At 70.1% G+C, this 19,782-nt stretch carries 15 protein-coding genes; 6 read left to right on the forward strand and 9 right to left on the reverse strand.

The window, feature by feature from the left end:
* The first annotated feature begins 26 nt into the window (after nt 1-26).
* The 3 genes from ACZ6KY_RS17890 (at nt 27) to ACZ6KY_RS17900 (ending at nt 3,810) form a co-directional block, all read left to right on the forward strand.
* On the forward strand, nt 27-1,631 hold the full coding sequence (locus ACZ6KY_RS17890; RefSeq protein ID WP_469311216.1) for a sensor histidine kinase: 1,605 nt from the start codon (nt 27-29) through the stop codon (nt 1,629-1,631).
* A complete protein-coding gene (locus tag ACZ6KY_RS17895) occupies nt 1,628-2,821 on the forward strand; it encodes a PP2C family protein-serine/threonine phosphatase (protein WP_469311217.1) in 1,194 nt (397 codons plus the stop codon). Before ACZ6KY_RS17890 ends, ACZ6KY_RS17895 begins: the two co-directional genes overlap by 4 nt.
* Nucleotides 2,822-2,970: 149 nt before the next feature.
* Nucleotides 2,971-3,810: an RNA polymerase sigma factor SigF gene (locus ACZ6KY_RS17900; RefSeq protein WP_469311218.1), complete on the forward strand. Its 840-nt coding sequence runs from the start codon at nt 2,971-2,973 to the stop codon at nt 3,808-3,810.
* A 731-nt stretch (nt 3,811-4,541) separates the two neighbouring features.
* Here ACZ6KY_RS17900 and ACZ6KY_RS17905 read toward each other — a convergent pair.
* Together ACZ6KY_RS17905 and ACZ6KY_RS17910 are read right to left on the reverse strand one after the other, a co-directional pair.
* Nucleotides 4,542-5,894, reverse strand: a complete 1,353-nt coding sequence (locus ACZ6KY_RS17905) for a chloride channel protein (protein WP_469311219.1) — start codon at nt 5,892-5,894, stop codon at nt 4,542-4,544.
* Nucleotides 5,895-6,145: 251 nt separating this feature from the next.
* A complete protein-coding gene (locus ACZ6KY_RS17910) occupies nt 6,146-7,093 on the reverse strand; it encodes a DUF389 domain-containing protein (protein WP_469311220.1) in 948 nt (315 codons plus the stop codon).
* 227 nt (nt 7,094-7,320) lie between these two features.
* Here ACZ6KY_RS17910 and ACZ6KY_RS17915 point away from each other — a divergent pair, with 227 nt between their 5' ends.
* Genes ACZ6KY_RS17915 through ACZ6KY_RS17925 form a run of 3 tightly spaced genes read left to right on the forward strand, consistent with a single transcriptional unit; the run spans nt 7,321 to nt 11,747 of the window.
* A complete protein-coding gene (locus ACZ6KY_RS17915) occupies nt 7,321-9,141 on the forward strand; it encodes a glycoside hydrolase family 15 protein (RefSeq protein ID WP_469311221.1) in 1,821 nt (606 codons plus the stop codon).
* A gap of 22 nt (nt 9,142-9,163) precedes the next feature.
* A complete protein-coding gene (locus ACZ6KY_RS17920; protein WP_469311222.1) occupies nt 9,164-10,111 on the forward strand; it encodes a cyclase family protein in 948 nt (315 codons plus the stop codon).
* Nucleotides 10,112-10,166: 55 nt separating this feature from the next.
* Nucleotides 10,167-11,747: a GMC oxidoreductase gene (locus tag ACZ6KY_RS17925; protein WP_469311223.1), complete on the forward strand. Its 1,581-nt coding sequence runs from the start codon at nt 10,167-10,169 to the stop codon at nt 11,745-11,747.
* Between the two features lie 95 nt (nt 11,748-11,842).
* Here ACZ6KY_RS17925 and ACZ6KY_RS17930 read toward each other — a convergent pair whose 3' ends face one another.
* The 7 genes from ACZ6KY_RS17930 to ACZ6KY_RS17960 form a co-directional block, all read right to left on the reverse strand.
* On the reverse strand, nt 11,843-13,612 hold the full coding sequence (locus ACZ6KY_RS17930; protein ID WP_469311224.1) for a cation:proton antiporter: 1,770 nt from the start codon (nt 13,610-13,612) through the stop codon (nt 11,843-11,845).
* Between the two features lie 252 nt (nt 13,613-13,864).
* The gene (locus tag ACZ6KY_RS17935; RefSeq protein ID WP_469311225.1) at nt 13,865-14,881 is read right to left on the reverse strand and encodes a cytochrome d ubiquinol oxidase subunit II; all 1,017 of its coding nucleotides are present in this window, start codon (nt 14,879-14,881) and stop codon (nt 13,865-13,867) included.
* Entirely contained in the window at nt 14,878-16,344 is a 1,467-nt protein-coding gene (locus ACZ6KY_RS17940) for a cytochrome ubiquinol oxidase subunit I (protein WP_469311226.1), read from the reverse strand. Before ACZ6KY_RS17940 ends, ACZ6KY_RS17935 begins: the two co-directional genes overlap by 4 nt.
* A 189-nt stretch (nt 16,345-16,533) precedes the next feature.
* Nucleotides 16,534-17,100 carry an SDR family oxidoreductase gene (locus tag ACZ6KY_RS17945; protein ID WP_469311227.1) on the reverse strand — a complete coding sequence of 189 codons (567 nt, stop codon included), beginning with the start codon at nt 17,098-17,100 and terminating at the stop codon, nt 16,534-16,536.
* A 554-nt stretch (nt 17,101-17,654) separates the two neighbouring features.
* Nucleotides 17,655-18,143, reverse strand: a complete 489-nt coding sequence (locus ACZ6KY_RS17950; RefSeq protein WP_469311228.1) for an Asp23/Gls24 family envelope stress response protein — start codon at nt 18,141-18,143, stop codon at nt 17,655-17,657.
* Nucleotides 18,144-18,314: 171 nt separating this feature from the next.
* On the reverse strand, nt 18,315-18,935 hold the full coding sequence (locus ACZ6KY_RS17955; protein WP_469311229.1) for a PRC-barrel domain-containing protein: 621 nt from the start codon (nt 18,933-18,935) through the stop codon (nt 18,315-18,317).
* Nucleotides 18,936-19,230: 295 nt separating this feature from the next.
* On the reverse strand, nt 19,231-19,638 hold the full coding sequence (locus ACZ6KY_RS17960) for a winged helix-turn-helix transcriptional regulator (RefSeq protein ID WP_469311230.1): 408 nt from the start codon (nt 19,636-19,638) through the stop codon (nt 19,231-19,233).
* Nucleotides 19,639-19,782: the final 144 nt, after the last annotated feature.

A 19,782-nucleotide genomic window follows, 5' to 3' on the forward strand; every position in this document is an offset into this window, starting at 1 on the left:
GCCAGGACAGTGGAGGGGTACACGGCATGAGCGGGAACACGAGAGCGCGTACACGGGAGTCTTCCACCTGGACGACCCGCCGGTGGCTGCGCGTCGGGGCGGCCGTCGCGCTGACGGTCCTCACCCTCCTCGCGGTGACGGGAGCGTGGGTGCTGGCGCGGACGGAATCGATCAGCGAGAACCTCGTGAACGTGAAGTCTCCCGCCCTGAGTACATCGTTCCGTCTGGAGTCGGCGCTGCTGAACCAGGAGACCGGCATCCGCGGATACGGCCTCACCGGCACCCCCGGCTTCCTCGCCCCCTACCGGCAGGGGCTCACCGACCAGGCGACCTACACGGCCCGCCTGACAGAACTGCTCCACGGTGACGCGGCCGCCCTGAAGGACCTGAAAACCGTGCAGGACGCCGCGGATACCTGGCAGAAGACGATCGCCCGTCCGATCGCCGCCTCACCCGCCGGAACACCCTCTCCGCTGACCGCCGAACGGGCCGCGGCGGGCAAGAAGGCCTTCGACGCGCTCCGCAGTGCCCTGAGCGGTCAGCAGCAGCGGCTGCGGACGGAGCGGGCGCTGGCAGTGGAAGACCTCAATGCCACGATGGTGCTGCGGAACTGGCTTTTCACCGCGATCGCGGTCGTCATCGCGGCTCTCACGGTGGCGGTCTTCGAGGGACTGCGCCGCGGCATCACCGTACCCCTGGACCAGCTCGGCGCGGACGCCCGCGCTGTCGCCGACGGCGACTTCGACCACGCCATCACCCTCACCGGGCCCGCGGACCTGCGTCTGCTCAGCGGCGAGATCGACTTCATGCGCCGACGTCTCGTACGCGAGCTGGCGTTCACCGAAGAGGCACGCCTGCGCCTCGACGCGCAGGCCGCCGACCTTCAGCGCTCGAATGCCGAGCTGGAGCAGTTCGCGTACGTGGCCTCCCACGACCTCCAGGAGCCGCTGCGCAAGGTCTCCAGCTTCACCCAGCTCCTGCAGCGCCGCTACGGCGGCCAGCTCGACGCCCGGGCCGACCAGTACATCGAGTACGCGGTCGACGGGGCGAACCGCATGCAGACCCTCATCAACGACCTCCTCGACTTCTCCCGCGTCGGCCGCGTCCACCGCGAACTCCAGAGCGTCGACCTCGACTCGGTGCTGAAGCGAACCCTGTCCTCCCTCAGCGTGAGCATCGAGGAGACGGGCGCCTCGATCACGCACGACCCACTGCCGCCACTGGTCGCCGACCCCACCCAGATGGGCATGCTCTGGCAGAACCTGATCGGCAACGCCATCAAGTTCCACCGCCCCGACCACGCCCCCGAGATCCACATCGCTGCCGCGCGGGAAGACGCGCTGTGGCGGTTCACGATCACCGACAACGGCATCGGCATCGCCCCCGAATACGCCGAGAAAGTCTTCGTGATCTTCCAGCGGCTCCACACCAAAGACGCCTACAAGGGCAGCGGCATCGGCCTGGCCATGTGCAAGAAGATCGTCGAGTTCCACGGCGGCACCATCTCCGTCGACCCCGGCTACCGAGACGGCGCCCGCATCACCTTCACCCTCGCCGACGAACCCCCCAAAGCGATAGGTCCCTCCACCCTGCCGGAAGCGACCCGCGCCGACACGGAACCAGCACCGTGACCGTTCCCGCCGCAGACACCCCCGGCAGACCCACACCAGAACCGGCGTACCGCATCCTCCTCATCGAGGACGACCAGGCGGACGCCCTGCTTGTCGAGGAACTCCTCCAGGACACGGGACTGCGCTTCGAGCTCATCACGAGGACCACCCTCGCCGAAGCCCGCACCGAACTCGCCGCCGACGCGATCGACTGCGTCCTCCTCGACCTCCATCTGCCCGACGGGTCCGGCACCGAGACCATCGCCGCCGTCCGGGAGCTCGCCCCCCACACCGCCGTGATCGTCTTCACCGGCCTGTCCGAGACGCAGGCCGGAGCCGAGGCGATGGCCGCCGGCGCCCAGGACTACCTCGTCAAAGGCAAGGTCGAAGCCGACCTGCTGCACCGGACCGTCCGCTACGCCGTGTACCGCAGCCAGACCGAGCACGCGACCGCCGAGGCCCAGAAGGCCCGCCTGCACGCCGAGGAGAACGCCCGCCTGGAACGGGGCCTGCTGCCCCAGCCCATCCTCGACACCTCCACGGTCACGGTGACGAGCCGCTACCTGCCCGGTGCCGAAAGGGCACTGCTCGGAGGGGACTTCCTCGACGTCGTCGAAAGCGACGACGGCCTCCTGCACGCCGTGGTCGGCGACGTCAGCGGACACGGATCGGACGCCGCCGCGGTCGGCGTCTGCCTCCGTATCGCCTGGCGCTCCCTCGTCCTCGGCGGACATCACGGCCCCGATCTCCTGCACCTCATGGAACGCATCCTGATCGCCGAACGCGGTCCCCAGCCCCTGTTCGCCACCTGCACCCTGCTCACCCTCGACCAGAACGCCGCCACCGCCACCCTCTACCTGGCCGGCCACCACGAGCCCCTCCTCACCACCACCGAAGGCACCCGGGAACTGGTCGCCGTACACGGAATGGCCCTGGGCATCGCCCCGAAGCTCGGTACCTGGCCTGCCACGGTGATCCCGTTGCCGGCCGCCGGCGCCCTGACCCTCTACACCGACGGCCTCACCGAGGGACACAACGGCTCGAACACCGAGCGGCTCGGCATCGAAGGACTCCTCACGCTGATCCGCGGCCTGCCGCCAACAGACCCGGCCGCCCACGTCGACCGCCTCATCAAGGAGACCCAGGCATTGAACGCCGGCCGTCACACCGACGACCTCGCCGTACTTCGCCTCGACTGGGACAACCGGTGAGTACCGATCCGCGCGCCTGAAGCTCCATCCTGACGCTGCGGCGCGTGCTGCGGCGGTTCGGCATGGACTGCCCGAATGCGGGTAACCGCGCTGTTGTCGGCCTCCAGCAGCCGGCGGTACGGGGGCTGGAACCGTGGGAGGGGCCTGATATGACGGTGACCGAGGCGACAGAACTACAGACCGTGGCACTACCGGAGATAGCGGACCCCTCGCGGGTCGCTCCCAAGGACGCCCGGCAGTTGTCCAGGCTGTTCTTCGACCAGCTCGCCGTTCTGGAAGAGGGCACGCCCGAGTACCAGTACGCGCGCAACACGCTCATCGAGATGAACATGACCCTCGTCCGCTTCGCGGCCGCGCGTTTCCGCAACCGCGGCCAGGACGAGATGGAGGACATCGTCCAGGTCGGCATGGTCGGACTGATCAAGGCCATCGACCGCTTCGAACTCACCCGCGAAGTCGAGTTCACCTCCTTCGCGGTTCCTTACATCGTCGGTGAGATGAAGCGCTTCTTCCGCGACACGAGCTGGGCCGTCCATGTCCCCAGGCGGCTGCAGGAAGCACGGATCCATCTCGCCAGGGCAACCGAGGAGCTCCGCAGCCGGCTCGGCCGCACCCCCACCGTCAAGGAACTCTCCCAGCTGATGTGCCTCAGCGAGGAAGAGGTCAACGAAGCACGCCTCGCCTCCAACGGCTACAGCTCAGCCTCCCTCGACGCGACCATCAGCTCCGGCGACGACGGTGAAGCCGCGCTGGCCGACTTCATCGGCACCGACGACAACGCCCTCGAACTCGTCGAGGACTTCAACGCCCTGGCCCCCATGATCGCCGAACTCGACGACCGCGAACGGCGCATCATCCACATGCGGTTCGTCGACGAGTGCACCCAGGCCCAGATCGGCGAACACCTCGGCATCTCCCAGATGCACGTCTCCCGCCTGCTCAACCGCACCCTCACCAAACTCCGCGAAGGCATGCTCACCACCGACTGACTCCGGCTCCCCGCAAGGACCGGCGGCGTGTCCCACCCGGCGAGGGCGGGACCGCCGCCGAGGCATCTGGGCCAGGGCCACGGCGACAGCGGCTGACAGGCCGCCGGCGATGGTGCCGGCCAAGAGCAGGCCTCCCTCCGGCAGCTCGATGGCCGCCGAGTGCGCTCCCCGCGGCGCTCGGAGACTGGTTCCCGCCGGGCCTGCCGGTCAACGCCCCCAACGCTCACCACGTCCACCTCGAAGGTCCGATCAGCCCTTCCCTCCAGCGGCGCCTGGACGTCAACGGCACGACTGGCATGTTCACCGTCCACCCCAACACCAGCCCAGGCGCTCGCTGTCTCTTCCGCCCGACGCCTTCAACGCAGTAGGCGGGCGGTCCGGTCTCCGGGGTCCCTCCGCGCAGGCCGCGCCAGCACCCGATCCGGGCTGGGCGGCGGGAATCGTGAAGATCACGCTACGGAACGTGCGCGGGACGCGTGTTGTCCCGTCCTACGGACACCCGGTCGGCCCGGGTCGGCAAACCGTGGGCGAAGTCAACGAACCCGTCAGGGAATTGAGTCCACGCAGCCGTGCGCGGACCGTCCGGGGCCGCCCGTCCCGGCCGCGCACGGCTGCGTGCACGGACGCTCGACGCGCGCGGTGGCCGCTCGGTCAAGCGCTGGAGTTGGTGAGGGCGAAGCAGGGCGAGAAGTCGTCGCGGTCGGGACGGGGCATCGCCCGCGACGGACCCCTCACGGGGACACCGCCGCGGGCGGTGCGGGGGCGGCGGCGGGAGCGGGGGTCAGGCGTTGCGAGAGGACGTAGGAGACCACGACCGCGACGATCACGAGGGGCATGACGGTGAGGCCCTGTGTCCCCAGGAGCAGGGTGGCCAGCAGCACCGCGGTCATCGGCAGTTTCAGCATCGCCACGCACATGGCGCCGACGCCCATCGCGAAGCCGGATGTCACGTCCAGCCCGGGGAGGTGGCTCATGGCCAGCCCGCCGGCCGCTCCCACGAACATCGACGGGAAGACCGGGCCGCCGCGGAAGCTGCTGAGGGAAAGGCTGTAGGCGACGGACTTGCAGACCACGAGAACGACCAGGGCGGCCGCCGTGTAGCCGGTCTGACCGGCCAGCAGCGGGCCGAGCGCGCTCTGGCCCGAGTACAGCACGTCGGACGCCGCCTTCCCCGTCCCCTCGGCGTACACCAGCGCGGCCACGCCCGCGAGGGCACCGGCCAGCGCGGTGGCCGGCACCCGCCGACGCTCGACCCGTGGCTGCAGGAAGAGGGCCGCCCGGCGGATGGCCGTCCCGAGCAGGGCGGCGGCCACTCCGATGGCGAGTGCCCAGCCGAACCCGGCGATGTCCGGGCGGTCGGCATGCGGCACTTGGCGAAGCACCAGGGAGTACGTACCCAGACCGGTCCACGACCCGAGTCCGGTGAAGATCAGTGCGCCGACACCGGCAGCGAGCAGGCCCGGCACCAGGACGACGCCCATCATCACGCCACCGAGGCCCGCCGCCTCCATGAGGAGGAACGCGCCGAGCAGAGGGGAGCCGAGCAGCGTGCTGACGGCCGCGAAACTCCCCGCGGCGCCCAGCACGGCGCTCGCGCTCGGCTGGATGTCACGCTTCACCGCCTTGACGGCGTACACCGCCAGGCCGCCGCCGAGCGCGATGAGCGGTGCCTCGGGTCCGAGCACCACGCCCAGGGCCAGGGAGGTCACGGCCGCGAGCGCGATGCCGGGCAGTTCCGCCGCCGACGGCGCTCCCTTGGCGACGAGACCCTCGGCCGGCTTGTGTCCCCCCTCCCCCGGCAGGTAGCGGATGGTCAGCGCCACGAGGAGTCCGGCCAGGGTCAGGAGCGGGACCGGCCACCACGACGGCGTCCCGTCGAAGCCCAGACCGCTGGGCAGGTCGGTGTAGGTCAGCGACTGGAGTTCGGACACGAGTGCGAGGAATCCGAACGCGACCGCGGAGATCGGGATGCCGAGGAGCGCCGTCATCACGAGCAGAACCGCGTACCGGCGAGTGCGGATCAGCGCGAGCGGATCCAGCGGTGCGCCGGAGGGAGGTTCAGCGGGTGTGGCCGACACGCTCATCGTCTCCTCGGTATCGGAAGCCAGCTGAAACACGTCGGCACACAGGCCTCGTGACTGTCGTATCACGGGACGACGGCCCGCTCCTGGTGTGCGGTCGGCAGTGGTCCGGCGAGGCACCGGACATCATCCGCACGGCTCAACCGCCAGGGACGGGGCCAGGTGCAGGACGGGACCGGGGACCGCCCCGGCGCCCGGCCGCGGACGGCGGAGCCGGGCTCCGAGCCCCTCACGGCCTGAGGACGCGCTTGTCGTCAGGCCGCCTTCTGGCGCCGGGCCGCGACCCGGCGCCAGATCACCCGCTGGCATCGGAGCGTGCCGGTGCCCACCACGATCAGTACGGCGATGTTGACCAGCAGCTGGACGAGGGATCCCCAGACTTTGTCCCAGTCGGTGAAGGCGGCCGACACCGCGATGTCCGCGGCGGCCGGGATCGTCGTGACCGAGATGAAGACGCCGAGCAGGGCGCTCGTCTTCGCCTCGGTGAGCGAGACGATGCCGACGATCCCGGCCAGGGCGGCGACGGCGAACGAGAAGAAGTCGGGGGTGTCGATCAGTTGGGAGACGGGCCGGATGCCCAGGCTGAACGCCTTCGACTCGAAGTCGCACGCGCGGATCAGCAGGCTGAAGAGATACGTGACGGCGACGGCCAGGAGGAATCCCACGAGCAGCGCTCGCAGCCCCTTGCGGATCCGCCGGCCGTCGCGCTGGTCGATGCCCAGGGCGACGCTGACGATCGCCCCGTACTCGGGGCCGACGACCATGGCCGCGACGATCAGGATCTGGGAGTTGGTGACGATGCCGACCGCGCCGATGAGGCCGGCGATGACCAGGTAGAGGTAGAAGCTCGGCGCGTACGTGCCCTCGGCCCGGATACGTGCCTCGACCTGGTCCCAGACGGGCGCGTGGGTGCGGGCCCCGAGTTCCTGCGCTCCGGTCCCGGCGCCTCCGCCGACGAAGGCCATGTCCACCGGCTCGATGACGATGGAGCCCCGGCTGTCCAGGTGCAGCGTACGAAGGGCGCGCAGGACGTTGTCCGCCGCTCCGGTCAGCACGTCGCAGACGATGGCGTCGCCGTCCGGATTGCGCGCGGCGGCGGGCTGCACGATCAGGTTCAGGACGGCGGGATCGCCCGAGAGAAGGTCGACGACCGGACCGGTGAGGTCCGGCGGACTCACCGCGCGGACATGGATCATGTCCAAACCTCGAACCTCCACGTCTGGCGGTGCGCGTCCGGCTGACGGACTCCTGAGGATGATCGCGCACACCGACCGGTCCTCCACGGCAACGCCGCGCGCCGGGTGTCCGGCGACGCACGGTCCGGAGGGAGGCTCGGGCCGACCGTCCACCGGTCGGCGGCCACAACGGGCGCGGTCACCGCTCCCGGCCGATAGTGACCTCAAAGGATCACTCTGACCTTGGGACGTCCATGGACCGCTATCCGCCCATCGCCGAGCACGGCCTGATAGGCGACCTGCAGACCACCGCGCTGGTGACCTCCCGGGGCGTCGTCGACTGGTTCGCCGCCCCGCGCTTCGACTCCCCGAGCATCTTCGCGGCCCTGCTCGACCATGACCGTGGCGGATACTTCAGGCTCGCGGCCGTCGACCAGGAGGCCACCTGCAAGCAGTTGTACTACCCGGACACGGCGGTGCTGGTCACCCGGTTCATGTCGCCCGACGGCGTGGGCGAGCTCATCGACTGGATGCCGCCGGACACCGGTCGCACGCCGACCGACCGGCACACCCTGTTCCGGACCGTACGCACCGTACGCGGCACCGTGCGCTTCGACCTGGAGTGCCGCCCCCGGTTCGACTACGGCCGGGCCACCCACGAGCTCGACCTGCGGCCCGAGGCGGCGGTGTTCCGCGGGCCGGGTGTCATCGCCTACCTCCAGAGCACCTTCCCGGTGGAGCGGGACGGCGACGACGTACGAGGCTCCGTCACGCTGAAGGTCGGCGAATCGGCGGCGGTCGTCCTGACCGTCTGTGACGCCGACGGCCAGGCACCGCCGCCGCCCACCGTCGAAGGAATCACCCAGAAGCTGTGGGACGCCGCCGGCTTCTGGCAGTCCTGGGTGCACGGCTCCAACTACCGGGGCCGCTGGCCCGACATGGTCAACCGCTCCGCCATCACCCTCAAACTGCTCACCTACGCCCCCACCGGCGCCCCCGTCGCCGCCGCCACCATGGGACTGCCCGAACAGGTCGGCGGCGAACGCAACTGGGACTACCGCTACACGTGGGTGCGCGACGGCTCCCTCTCCGTACGCGCCCTCCTCGACCTCGGATTCGTCGAGGAGGCCACCGCCTTCACCCACTGGCTCGGCGACCGTCTGCGCGACTCGGCCGCGAAGGGCGGCGAGCCGTTGCAGATCATGTACCGGGTGGACGGCGAGCCCCTGCTGACGGAGGAGATCCTCGGGCACCTGGAGGGCTATCGCGGGTCCGCCCCGGTGCGGCTGGGCAACGCGGCCGCCGACCAGCTGCAGTTGGACATCTACGGCGAGGCCCTCTACGCCCTGTCGGAGGGCCGCGAGGTCGCCGTCCAGGCCGGTTACCGCGGCTGGAAGATCCTCTCCCGCACCCTGGACTGGCTCGCCGACTCCTGGGACCGTCCCGACGAGGGCATCTGGGAAACCCGCGGCGGGCGCAAGGACTTCACCTACAGCCGCATCATGTGCTGGGCCGCGTTCGACCGCGGCCTGCGACTGGCCACCGCCTTCAGCCGCCCCGCCGACACCGACCGCTGGTCCAAGGCCCGCGACACCATCCTGGAACAGGTCATGGAACGCGGCTGGAGCGAGACGGCACAGGCGTACGTCCAGCACTACGGCGGAGACGCCGTCCTGGACGCCTCACTGCTGCTGATGCCCCGGGTGGGATTCGTGGCGCCCAAGGACCCGTCCTGGCTGTCCACCCTCGACGCCATGGACCGCACCCTCGTCTCCGACAGCCTGGTCTACCGCTACGACCCGGCGGCGTCTCCCGACGGACTACGCGGCTCCGAAGGCACCTTCAGCCTCTGCACCTTCCTCTACGTCGACGCCCTGGCCCGCGCCGGACGCCTGCGACCGGCCCGCTACACGTTCGAGAAGATGCATACCTACGCCAACCATGTCGGCCTCTTCGCCGAGGAGATCGGTCCCAGCGGCGAACAACTCGGCAACTTCCCGCAGGCGTTCACCCATCTCTCGCTCATCACGGCCGCCTGCACACTGGACAAGGCCCTCGACCAACAGCGCGGCTGACGCGGCACGAGGAGCGATGGTCATGGGTACAGAGCACCGGCGCGACCGCCAACAGCCGCAGAGCCGGACCGAGTTCGAGGCCCTCTACGAACGTCTCAGCCGGCACGCCGTCGACGCGGGAGACGGACGGGGCGCCCTGGCCACCATCACGCCGGACACCGTTCGCGCGGCCACGGAGGAGGTCCGCTCGGGCCGGACGGTCACCCTCGCCTCCCCCGTGGAGACCCAGCCGGCCCCCGACAACCCACAGCCCGCCGGCCACCGCCTCACCAGCCCGCCCGAGTCCACCGCCGACGGCACCGGACTCCACTTCGCCACCGACCACTTCAGCATGAACGTGCACGGCGACGCCGACAGCCACCTCGACGCCCTGTGCCACGTCGTCTATGACGGCACCCTGCACGGCGGTGTTCCCGCGTCCACCGTCACCTCCGAGGGCGCCACGGCGTTGTCGGTGGACCTGGCCCGGAACGGGATCGTCGGCCGGGGCGTCCTCCTCGACATCCCACGGCTGCTCGGCCTCCCGTGGCTGGAACCGGGCGAGCCGGTCACCGCTGACGAACTCCTGGCCGCCGAGGCTTCCCAGGACGTCCGGGTCGGTGCGGGCGACCTGCTGTTCGTCCGGGTCGGGCACCGCCGCCGGAGGATCGAGACCGGTCCCTGGGACGCCGCACGGACCCGCGCCGGACTGCACCCGACCGCCATGGAGTTCCTCGCCGAGCGCCGGGTCGCCGCGCTCGGCGGCGACAGCAACAACGACACCGCCCCCAGCGTCACCGAAGGCGTGGACTTCCCCGTCCACGTCCTCGGGGTGCACGCCCTCGGACTGCACCTCCTCGACTACCTCCAGTTCGAGGATCTGGTGCCGCTCTGCGAGAAGCAGGGCCAATGGTCGTTCCTCTGCGTGATCGCGCCGCTGCGCCTCCCCCGGGCCACCGGATCACCTGTCAACCCGATCGCCATCCTCTGACCGACATCCGCGGCGGGCGCCCCGCCCCGACAACTCACGAGCCGAGGTGGCCGCCATGGCCGACAACGAGCACTACGACGTCATCGTCATCGGTACCGGAGCGGGCGGCGGCACCCTGGCCCACCGCCTCGCCCCGACCGGAAAACGCGTCCTGATCCTGGAGCGCGGCGGCTATCTCCCCCGCGAGCGCGACAACTGGGAGTCGACCGCCGTCTTCGTCAGGGGCAAGTACCGGGCGCCCGAGTTCTGGTACGACAAACACGGCGACCAGTTCCCGCCCGAGGTCAACTACTACGTCGGCGGCAACACCAAGTTCTACGGCGCCGCGCTGTTCCGGCTGCGCCCCGAGGACTTCGGCGAGATCCGTCACCACGGCGGCGTCTCCCCGGCCTGGCCGATCCGGTACGAGGACCTGGAGCCGTACTACACGCAGGCCGAGCACCTGTACCTCGTGCACGGCCACCACGGCGAGGACCCGAGCGAGGGGCCGGTCGGCGGACAGTACAAGTACCCGCCGGTCCAGCACGAACCGCGGATCCAGCAGCTCAGCGACGACCTGGAGAAGCAGGGACTGCACCCCTTCCACCTGCCCATCGGCGTCAACCTCACCCAGGACCGGCACGGCCGCGCCACCCACGACAGCGTCTGCATCCGCTGCAACCGGGTCGACGGATTTCCCTGCCTCGTGCGCGCCAAGGCGGACTCCCAGGTGATCTGCGTCGAGCCCGCGCTACGGCACGACAACGTCCGCATGGTCACCGGCGCCAACGTACGGAAACTGGAGACGGACGGCACCGGGCGCACCGTCACCGGCGTGGTCGCGGAGTTGGAGGACGGCTCGACGGCACGCTTCCGCGGGGACGTCGTCGTGGTCGCCTGCGGGGCGGTGAACTCCGCGGCACTGCTGCTGCGTTCGGCGAACGAGCGGCACCCGCGCGGCCTGGCCAACAGCTCCGACGTGGTGGGCCGGCACTACATGCGCCACAACAACCTCGCGCTGATGGCGGTTTCCAAGGAACCGAACGACACCGAGTTCCAGAAGACCCTGGCGCTGAACGACTGGTACCTGGGCTCCGACGACTGGGAGTACCCGCTCGGCGGCATCCAGATGCTCGGCAAGTCGGACTCCGACCAGATCAAGGGGGAGGCACCCCGCTGGACCGGCCTGGCGTCCCCGGACATGCCCTTCGAGGTACTGGCCCACCACGCCGTGGACTTCTGGCTCTGCGGCGAGGACCTCCCCCAGCCCGGCAACCGCGTCACGCTCGACGACAACGGCGACATCCACCTCGCGCTGGACGAGAAGAACAACATCGAGGGGCTGAACCGGCTGACGCACAAGCTGCGCGGCATGCTGGGCAAGCTCGGCATGCATCCGCATCATCTCCTCCCGCACAGCATCTACCTGCACAAGGGGATGCCGATCGGCGCCACGGCGCACCAGGCCGGAACCGTCCGCTTCGGCACCGACCCGGCGAGCTCCGCGCTCGACGTCGACTGCAAGGCCCACGACCTCGACAACCTGTACGTCGTGGACACCAGCTTCTTCCCGAGCATCGGCGCCGTGAACCCGTCCCTCACCGCCATCGCCAACGCGATGCGCGTCGGTGACCTCATCGCCGAACGGATTCGCTGAAAATCGGCACGACCACCCCCGGTCGGTCACCGGCGCGCACCACACACGGCCGCCGCCCGCCCGTGCCCACGCACGGGCGGGCGGCCCCAACAGGGTTACTGAGGTGAGGACTTGGCCGGAGGTGTCAGCAGGATGGCGATGTCACCCGCGTCCGGCGTCGGCACGCTGCTCTCCGTGGCGGCGACGAGCTGTCCGTCCGGGCGCACCAGGAACAGCATGGCGTATCCGGCCGGGATGCCCCCGTCGACCGGGTAGGTGACGATGTGGGCACCGTCCGCGTACCGGTGGGCCAGTTCGGGCCGGTGCAGGCCCTCCCCGAACAGCGGCTCGCTCCCCGTGTACGGCGCCACCACCCCGTGGCTGCGCGTGGGCGGCGCGAGACGGTGGACGGGTCCCTCCACCGTCTCCTTGAGCGTCATGAACGCCAACGCGTTGAAGTCGTCCTCGTCGGTGAGCAGCAGGACGTCCGTGATGCCCTCCAGTTCGGCCCTGGCACCGGTGGCGGCGGCGAGCAGTCCGCCGGGGGCCAGATCGAGACCGGCGTCCGTGATGGTCCGGCGCTGGCGGTCGAGGCCGGCCCACATGAGTACGTCCAGGCCCGCCGAGCGCAGCGCCCGCCCCAGCTCGACCACCCACGGGTCGCCGCCGACGAGCAGTGGCCTCGACCGGGCGGAGCGGCGGACGTCGAGCCACCGTGCCACCGGAAGCGCGGTCAGGCCGTACACCATGACAGTGGCGACGATCACCACGAAGGTGGCCGGCAGGATCTTCTGCGCGCCGTCGACACCGGCCTGGACGAGGGAGACCGAGAAGGTGGAGGCGGTGGCCGCGGCGACGATGCCGCGGGGCGCCATCCATCCGATGAACCAGCGTTCCCGGTACGGGACGTCGGTGCGGGCGGTGGAGAGCAGCGCCACCAGGGGTCTGACCACCAGGACGAGTGCCGCGACGAGGCCGAGGGTCGGCAGCGCCACGTGGCGCAGGGACTGCGGACTGACGGTGGCCGAGATCGAGACGAACAGCAGGCCGATGATCAGCGAGACCAGCGTCTCGAAGAAGGGCCGGCGGGCGGGGATGCGCAGCCCCGGCAGGTTGGCCACCGCCATCCCCATGACGACGGCGGCGATGAGACCCGTGTCGTCCCGGAAGGCGTCGCAGACCGCTGCCACCGCCACCACGGCGGCGAGCTGCACCGTCGTGCCGAGTACCTCGTCGAGTGTGAGGTGACGCAGCAGCAGCCAGAGCAGAGCCGCTCCGGCCGCTCCGCCGGCCAGCCCGATCACGGCGCTGCCACTGAACTTGCCGAGCTGGCTGCCGACGCCGTGCTGTCCGACGGCCAGGACGCCGTGGAAGACGAACGCCCCGAGGATGCCGCCGAGGGGGTCGATCAGGGAGCCTTCCCAGACGAGGACGCGCTGCAGCCGTTCGGTCGGCCGGACGAAGTTGAGCAGTGGCCCGACGACGGTCGGGCCGCTCACGATGAGGATCGCGCCCAGCATCACGGCGGCTCTCAGCGACATGCCGAGGATGGGGACGGCGAGCAGGGCCGCCGACACCCAGGTGACCAGGGCCCCCAGCCAGATCAGCCTGACCACGACCTTGCGGGTGTGGCCCTTGAGGTGGCGAAGGTCGAGTCCGAGTCCGGCGTCGTAGAGGATGACCGCGACGGCCAGCGATACCAGCGGGGAGAACGCGGGGCCGAGCAGGTTCTCGGGGTTGACGTCGTCGGTCAGCACGCCCGCGACGAATCCGGCCGGCAGCAGGAGAAGGATCGCGGGGACGCGCAGGAGGCTCGCGACCAGCTGTGAGCCGACGGCGAGGGCCACGATCAGGCCGATGCCGAGCAGAATCTGAGTCTCTGTCATTTCATCCCCTCCGTGTGTGCCGTCCCGGCCGACGAGCTGGTAGGTACTGCTGCCGACGAGCAGGGACGGCCTGACGACGGTCCGGCTCTGCCGGCCCTCCGTCCGGGAGCGCGGCCGGGTGAGACGTTCCTGGGCGGCCTCGGGGCGAAAGGTGTCGTAGGTCTGCGTGGCGAGCAGGCACCAGCCGAGGAGAACGGCCGATGGGGCGGCGCCGGTGCCGGCCGTCGGCGGTCAGGTCTGCGCCTGGGGTTGTCAGTCGACGTCCTCCTCGGTGAGGGGTTCCAGCACTCCGTGGGTGTCGAGACGGTAGAGGACGATGACGGCCGGGCCGATCAGTACGAGGGCGACGGCCGACACGATGAGCAGCCACTGGAGCGGCTCGCTCGCGCCGGCGGCCTGGTGCACGGTCAGCGAGGTGGGCACCAGGTAGGGCCGCTGAGCGAAACCCCAGGCGCCGACCAGCAGTGCCACGACGGCGACCGAGCTGTACCGCGCCCAGCCGGCACCCGTACCGGCGACCAGCCATGCCGTGACCCCCACACCCACCGCGGCCACGACGACGAGGGCGAGACCGATGCCGTGGGTGAGTCCGTGGTGGACGTACGAGGCATGCGATTCGGTCACGGTCAGGCCGATCACACCGAGGACCAGCAGGGCCGCGCCGCCGGCCCAGGCGCGGATCCGGAAGTACCGCACGAGGCCGGGGGCGCCGAAGCGGCGGGCGTCGGCGGTGAGGAACACCGCGCCGAGGAACGCGGTGGCCGCGACGGCGATCAGTCCGGCCATGATCGAGGTGGTGTGGGCCCAGGCGTCCGCCGAGGCGGTGGTTCCCGGTGCGACTCGCCCGGAGGCCACCCCGCCGATGGCCGCGCCCAGGAAGAACGGGGTGAGCAGGGACGAGACGGCGAACACGGCTCCGTAGATCCGGCGTTCGGCGAGCCGCTTGGTGGGTTTGCGCAGCGCGAACCCGGCGCCGCGCAGCATCATGCCGACTGCCGCGAGTGCCAGCGGAAGCCACAGGGCGGTGAAGACCGTCTGGAAGAACACCGGGAAGCCGGTCCACATCAGGACGAGCACGAAGATCAGCCAGACGTTGTTGACCTCCCAGACCGGTGCCATGGCGTGGTCGATCAGCCAGCGCGGGCGTTTGCCGCGTTCGGCGCCGCCCGCGAGCAGGTCCCAGAACCCGGCGCCGTAGTCGACGCCGCCGGCGCAGGCGTACGCCGCGAGGGCGATCAGCAGGATCCAGGCGACGGTGTCCGCGGTCACAGTTCGCTCCCGGGTGCTCGGTGGTCGCCCGGTGCGGCGGTGGCGGCCGCTTCCGGGCGCGGGCCGTACGGTGTGTCCGTTTCCGGGCCCTCGGCGAGTGCGTGGACGGAGCCGGTGCCGGCGAGACGCCAGCGCGCGCTCATCTTCAGCAGTACCGCGAGGAACGCGCCGAAGACGAGCACGTAGGCCGCGACGACGACGCCGAACATGGTCCACAGCGAGGCGGCGGCGGTGGGCGTCACCGCTTCGGAGACCCGCATGTTCTGGTAGACGATCCAGGGTTGGCGGCCGACCTCCGTGGTGATCCAGCCGCACTCCACGGTGATCACGCTGGCGACCCCGGCGACGGCGGCGCACCGGAAGAACCACAGGGAGCGGGGCAGGTCACGGCGGCGGAACCAGCACCAGGCGTACCAGAGCGCGAGCAGGATCAGGACACTGCCGATGAGCGCCATGATGTCGAACGTCCAGTGGACGATGGTGGCCTGGGTGGCGGTGGGCCGGTCGGAGGCGGGTACCGAGGAGAGGCCCGTCACCTGGGTGTCGGGACTGAACCCGGCCAGGATCGAGTCGAGTTGGGGAATCTTGAGTCCGCCCTTGATGCTGCCGTTGGCCTGCAGGCGGCCGAAGAGGTACTCGGGCACATGGGTGTGGGTGTCCCAGACCAGCTCGGCGGCGGCGAACTTGACCGGCTGCTTGCGGAAGATCTGCCGGGCGATGTTGTCGCCCAGGACGAACTGCACGGGGGTGAGGATCGCCGCGATGGTGAACGGCACGGTGAACCCCAGGCGGTGGTAGCGGTCCCGGCGGCCGCGCAGCCAGCCGACCGCGTACACACCGGCGACGACGTAGCCGGCGGTGAGGAACATCGCGACGGCGAAATGCCAGTACTGGGGGCCGAACATCGGGGTGAAGATCGCCTGCCGGACGCTGACGTTCACCGGCTTGCCGGAGGCGTCGAGGGTGAAGCCCTGCGGGGTGTTCATCCAGGAGTTGGCGGCGATGATGCCGAAGGCGCCCATCAGGGCCGCCAGAGGCAACGGAGCGCCGAGCCAGAAGTGGGTCCTGGGCTTCAACCGGCGCCAGCCGTACAGGTAGATGGCGATCAGGATCGCCTCCAGGAAGAACGCCCAGGCCTCGACGCCGAAGCCGAGTCCGAAGACATCGCCCCAGCGGCCCATCATGCCCGGCCACAGCAGGCCGAATTCGAGCGAGAGCACGGTGCCGGTGACGATGCCGACGGCGAACTGCACGGCCATGACGGCCGACCAGCGCCGGGCCAGCAACAGCGCGACCGGGTCGTTCTTCCGCAGGCCCCGGTAGTGCATCACCAGGGTGACGAAGGGCAGGGCCACCCCCAGCGGCACCAGGATGATGTGGGAGGCCAGGGTGAACGCCATGAGTTCCCGCGCGGGCAGCAGTTGCGCGGGGGCGTCGGCCAGGAGGTGTGCGGTGGTGTTCATGCGGGCCTCGGTGGTTCGTGCCGGGTGACGGTGTCAGCCGGTGGACCGGACAGGGAAAGGGCCGGCCCAGCGTGCGGCACCACCACACGGAGGTGCGCGGCGTCGTTCATACGGGCCTCGCCCGCAGACACCGCACCTGGGGGGTGGCGGCGCAGGACAGCCCGCCGGGGCTGGGCGTCCACGCTGTGGTCAGCCTCCTGTGGCGAAGCCGGGGAACAGGGTCATCCCGCCGTCGACGTACAGGGTGGTGCCGACGACGTAGTCCATCAGGTCGGAGGCCGGCACGGTCACCGCGTCGGCGATGTCCGCCGGGTCGCCGACCCGGCGGACGAACTCCTTCGCCGCCTCGCGGGCGCACAGGAACCGGCCGGTGAGACTGACGTCCAGCACCTCCTGCCACTGAGCGACGGTCATCTCGATGATTTCGGCGTCCCGCTGCAGCCCGGCGTTGGCCACCACGATGTCGATCGTGCCGAACTCCTCGACCATCCGGCCGATCATCGCGACGGCCTGGTCCTCCTGCGACGCATCCGCCTCGTGCGCGTACGCCCGCACTCCGAAGGACTTGATCTCCTCGGCCACTTCCCCGGCCGTCTCCTGGCCGAAGACGTAGTTCACCACCACGTCGGCTCCCGCCCGGCCCAGAGCGATCACGGTCGCCTCGCCGATCCCGGAGTTCGCGCCGGTCACCAGCGCCTTCTGCCCCCGCAGGATCGCCGACACCGGCCGCTGCCCCTCGTCAACAGACGATGTCACTGCTGCCTCCCGTCGCAGGCCGTAAGCCAGGCACCGAGGGACAACACTCCACCGCGGCGCCCCACGCGAGCACGGGCGGCTCGGCCCGCTCGGCTGTTCGGGTCATCGCTGTCCCCCCGACGGCGTAAGGAGGTGCTGACCCGCCGGGGCGGACGCTCCGCTCAGAACCATCGAGTGGGTTGCCTTCTTCGAGAGGGTCGCCACTCGGCCGCCCCGAACCTCTGCCACCAGCTAGGCGGCGCTGCCGCCGACCGCCTCCCGGCCCGGGCCGGCCGCGATATCCGCCCGACCGCCGACCTCGACCCGGGTGGCGCGACCTTCACCCGATGGGCCGCTCTCGCCTGTTCGCCTTCCAGGTGTACGGCGGCCTGCTGACGGCGGATCAGCACCTCACGGAGCGTGCTGCAGACCTCCCATCAGCGCAGTTGGGCAGGGGCCCGCATCAAGGACGACGCCGGTTTCCCTGGGGCGTGAGAGCGAGCATGACGCGGGCGCGATCGTCCGGGTGGTCACCCGCCCACGCAGGGGACATGGCCGTGGGGCACGGCGGTCGATCACCTCACGCGGCCCTCGTCCGATGCGGCCTCTTCCTCCTCGTCGTCGGGGAGGTGGACGTCGTCGACGGCAATGTTCACCTCGACGACCTCCAGTCCCGTCATCCGTTCCACGGCGCTGATCACGTTGGCGCGCACCTCGCCGGCGACGTCGACGATGGGGGCGCCGTACTCGACGACGACGTCCAGGTCGATGGCGGCCTGGCGCTCGCCGACCTCGACCTTCACCCCTCGCGTGGCTCCGCCTCCGCCTCCGCCTGGGACGCGTTCCCGCACGGCGCCGAAGGCACGGGCCATCCCCGCTCCCAGGCCGTGGATGCCCGGTACCTCACGGGCGGCCGTGCCCGCGATCTTGGCCACCACGCTGTCCGCGATGGTGGTCTTCCCCCGTGTCTCGGCCGGAGCTCCGGGCCCGGTGCGGCCCTTGAGCGGGCTGACGCCTGTGTCGGGCCGGCTGCCTCCGCCGACGCTGGTGATGTTGTCTGTCATGGTGGTCGCCTCGATCGGTGTGGGACACCTGCGTGGTGCCCATCGAAAGCTGGTGAATGCCGTACACACGGCGGTGAGCCGCAGAGAAGCCGGTCCAGAACGGGAGTCCGTGCTCGGCGACGGCGTCCAGGTGTGGACCGGACTCGGCGTCTGGAGCACGGAGGCGTCCCCCTATCGCCGCTCTTCGGGGGCCACGTGCAAACGCAGCCGTGCCAGCCCTGCTGCGGGGGTTTCCGTGCCGGCGCGCCCCTGTTCCCGGGATCGCGTCATCGCGGCACCGTCTTCGGAACTGTCAGGGCGGGCAGACTCGGTGTCGGGATTCTCTTGACCACCGCGGGCGATGCCCGAAGCGGTGGTGTTGTCGTAGGGCGGCGAAGTATCTTCGATGGCATCGGTGACGGGCCGTGAACGATGGTGGGCCCGTCCGCCCTGGTCAGTCTTTTTGACGACCTGCTGCCAGCCCGGATCTTCGCCCCACGCGATGCCGTAGTGCTCGTAGAGGCGGTGTTCCTCGTCCACCGAGAGGAAGCCCCCGGCATCGACGTCGACGTTGGGGGCGTCTTTGACGGTGGCCTTGGCGTAGGGAACCTCGAGGTGGTCGTCCACCATGGTGGCCTCGCGCGTGGGGACGAAGGACTCACTGGTGCCGAAGAGCCCGGTCTTGACGCTGACCCACTCGGGCTCGCCGGTCGCATCGTCGAGGAAGACATGCCTGGTGTCGCCGATCTTGTTTCCGTCGACGTCGTACACCGAGTGGTCCAGCACGGTGGCAATCTGCCCTTGGGTGATCATCCTGACCTCCTGCCTCCCCCTGGTCATCTTCCGCGTAACACTCAGAGAGTCATGAAAACCATCTATACGAATTAATTGCCCTTATCGGGCATTTTCGCGCAGGTCCACTACAGCCCCCTGGGACGGCACCGCAGCAGGCCTGTCGAAGCGAGTACGGATGGGACGTCGCGGATACGCACGTCCCGCAACCGCGAGAACGGGGCCCATTTCGGAGGCGGCACCCGTCAGGCCGGTCCGTCTGCCTCTTCGAGTCCGTCTTCGAACGAAGCGGGCTGGGCGCCAACCGCAACCACAGTCACCCAGTCCGGGGGGAGTCTTCTGCCTCTACTCGGGCCCGCGCGTCGTAGGCACTGCGGGCCTGGTCGATCGCCGGGAGATGGCGGGTGCTCCACCGAAGCAGCGGGGCGGTGGCCTCCAGCAGCGTCGTGCCCATCGGCGTCAACTCGTAACTCACGTGCGGGGGCATCACGTTGAACACGGTCCGGGTCAGGATCCCGTCGCGTTCCAGCCTGCGCACGGTGACGGTGAGCATGCGCTGGCTGATCCCGTCGATGGCACGCTTGAGCTCGGTGAACCGGAGTGGACCGTCCCCGAGGCAGGAGACGACGTAGAGGGACCACTTGTCAGCGACCAGTTCGAGGACCTCGCGGGCGCGGCAGCCCGACGGCGGCACCGGGACCGCACGCTCGCGGGACGGGCTCACGGTTACCTCCGGGGAACCAGGTCACTTCCACGTGCCCTATTGCTTCCGCGTTCTGGGCGCACAACGATGGAAGTAGAGTTACTCAAAGGTACCGAGGAACCATGAGGAACCGCCAGCGCGGTTCCGGCATGGCAACCGCGACCA

It is taken from the genome of Streptomyces sp. NPDC042002 (assembly GCF_055588305.1).

Coding starts and splice junctions, on each gene's coding strand:
- ACZ6KY_RS17930 (WP_469311224.1), bottom strand. CDS start 13,612: ATGACAGAGACTCAGATTCTGCTCGGCATCGGCCTGATCGTGGCCCTC.
- ACZ6KY_RS17920 (WP_469311222.1), top strand. CDS start 9,164: ATGGGTACAGAGCACCGGCGCGACCGCCAACAGCCGCAGAGCCGGACC.
- ACZ6KY_RS17890 (WP_469311216.1), top strand. CDS start 27: ATGAGCGGGAACACGAGAGCGCGTACACGGGAGTCTTCCACCTGGACG.
- ACZ6KY_RS17900 (WP_469311218.1), top strand. CDS start 2,971: ATGACGGTGACCGAGGCGACAGAACTACAGACCGTGGCACTACCGGAG.
- ACZ6KY_RS17955 (WP_469311229.1), bottom strand. CDS start 18,935: ATGATCACCCAAGGGCAGATTGCCACCGTGCTGGACCACTCGGTGTAC.
- ACZ6KY_RS17915 (WP_469311221.1), top strand. CDS start 7,321: ATGGACCGCTATCCGCCCATCGCCGAGCACGGCCTGATAGGCGACCTG.
- ACZ6KY_RS17950 (WP_469311228.1), bottom strand. CDS start 18,143: ATGACAGACAACATCACCAGCGTCGGCGGAGGCAGCCGGCCCGACACA.
- ACZ6KY_RS17940 (WP_469311226.1), bottom strand. CDS start 16,344: ATGAACACCACCGCACACCTCCTGGCCGACGCCCCCGCGCAACTGCTG.
- ACZ6KY_RS17925 (WP_469311223.1), top strand. CDS start 10,167: ATGGCCGACAACGAGCACTACGACGTCATCGTCATCGGTACCGGAGCG.
- ACZ6KY_RS17905 (WP_469311219.1), bottom strand. CDS start 5,894: ATGAGCGTGTCGGCCACACCCGCTGAACCTCCCTCCGGCGCACCGCTG.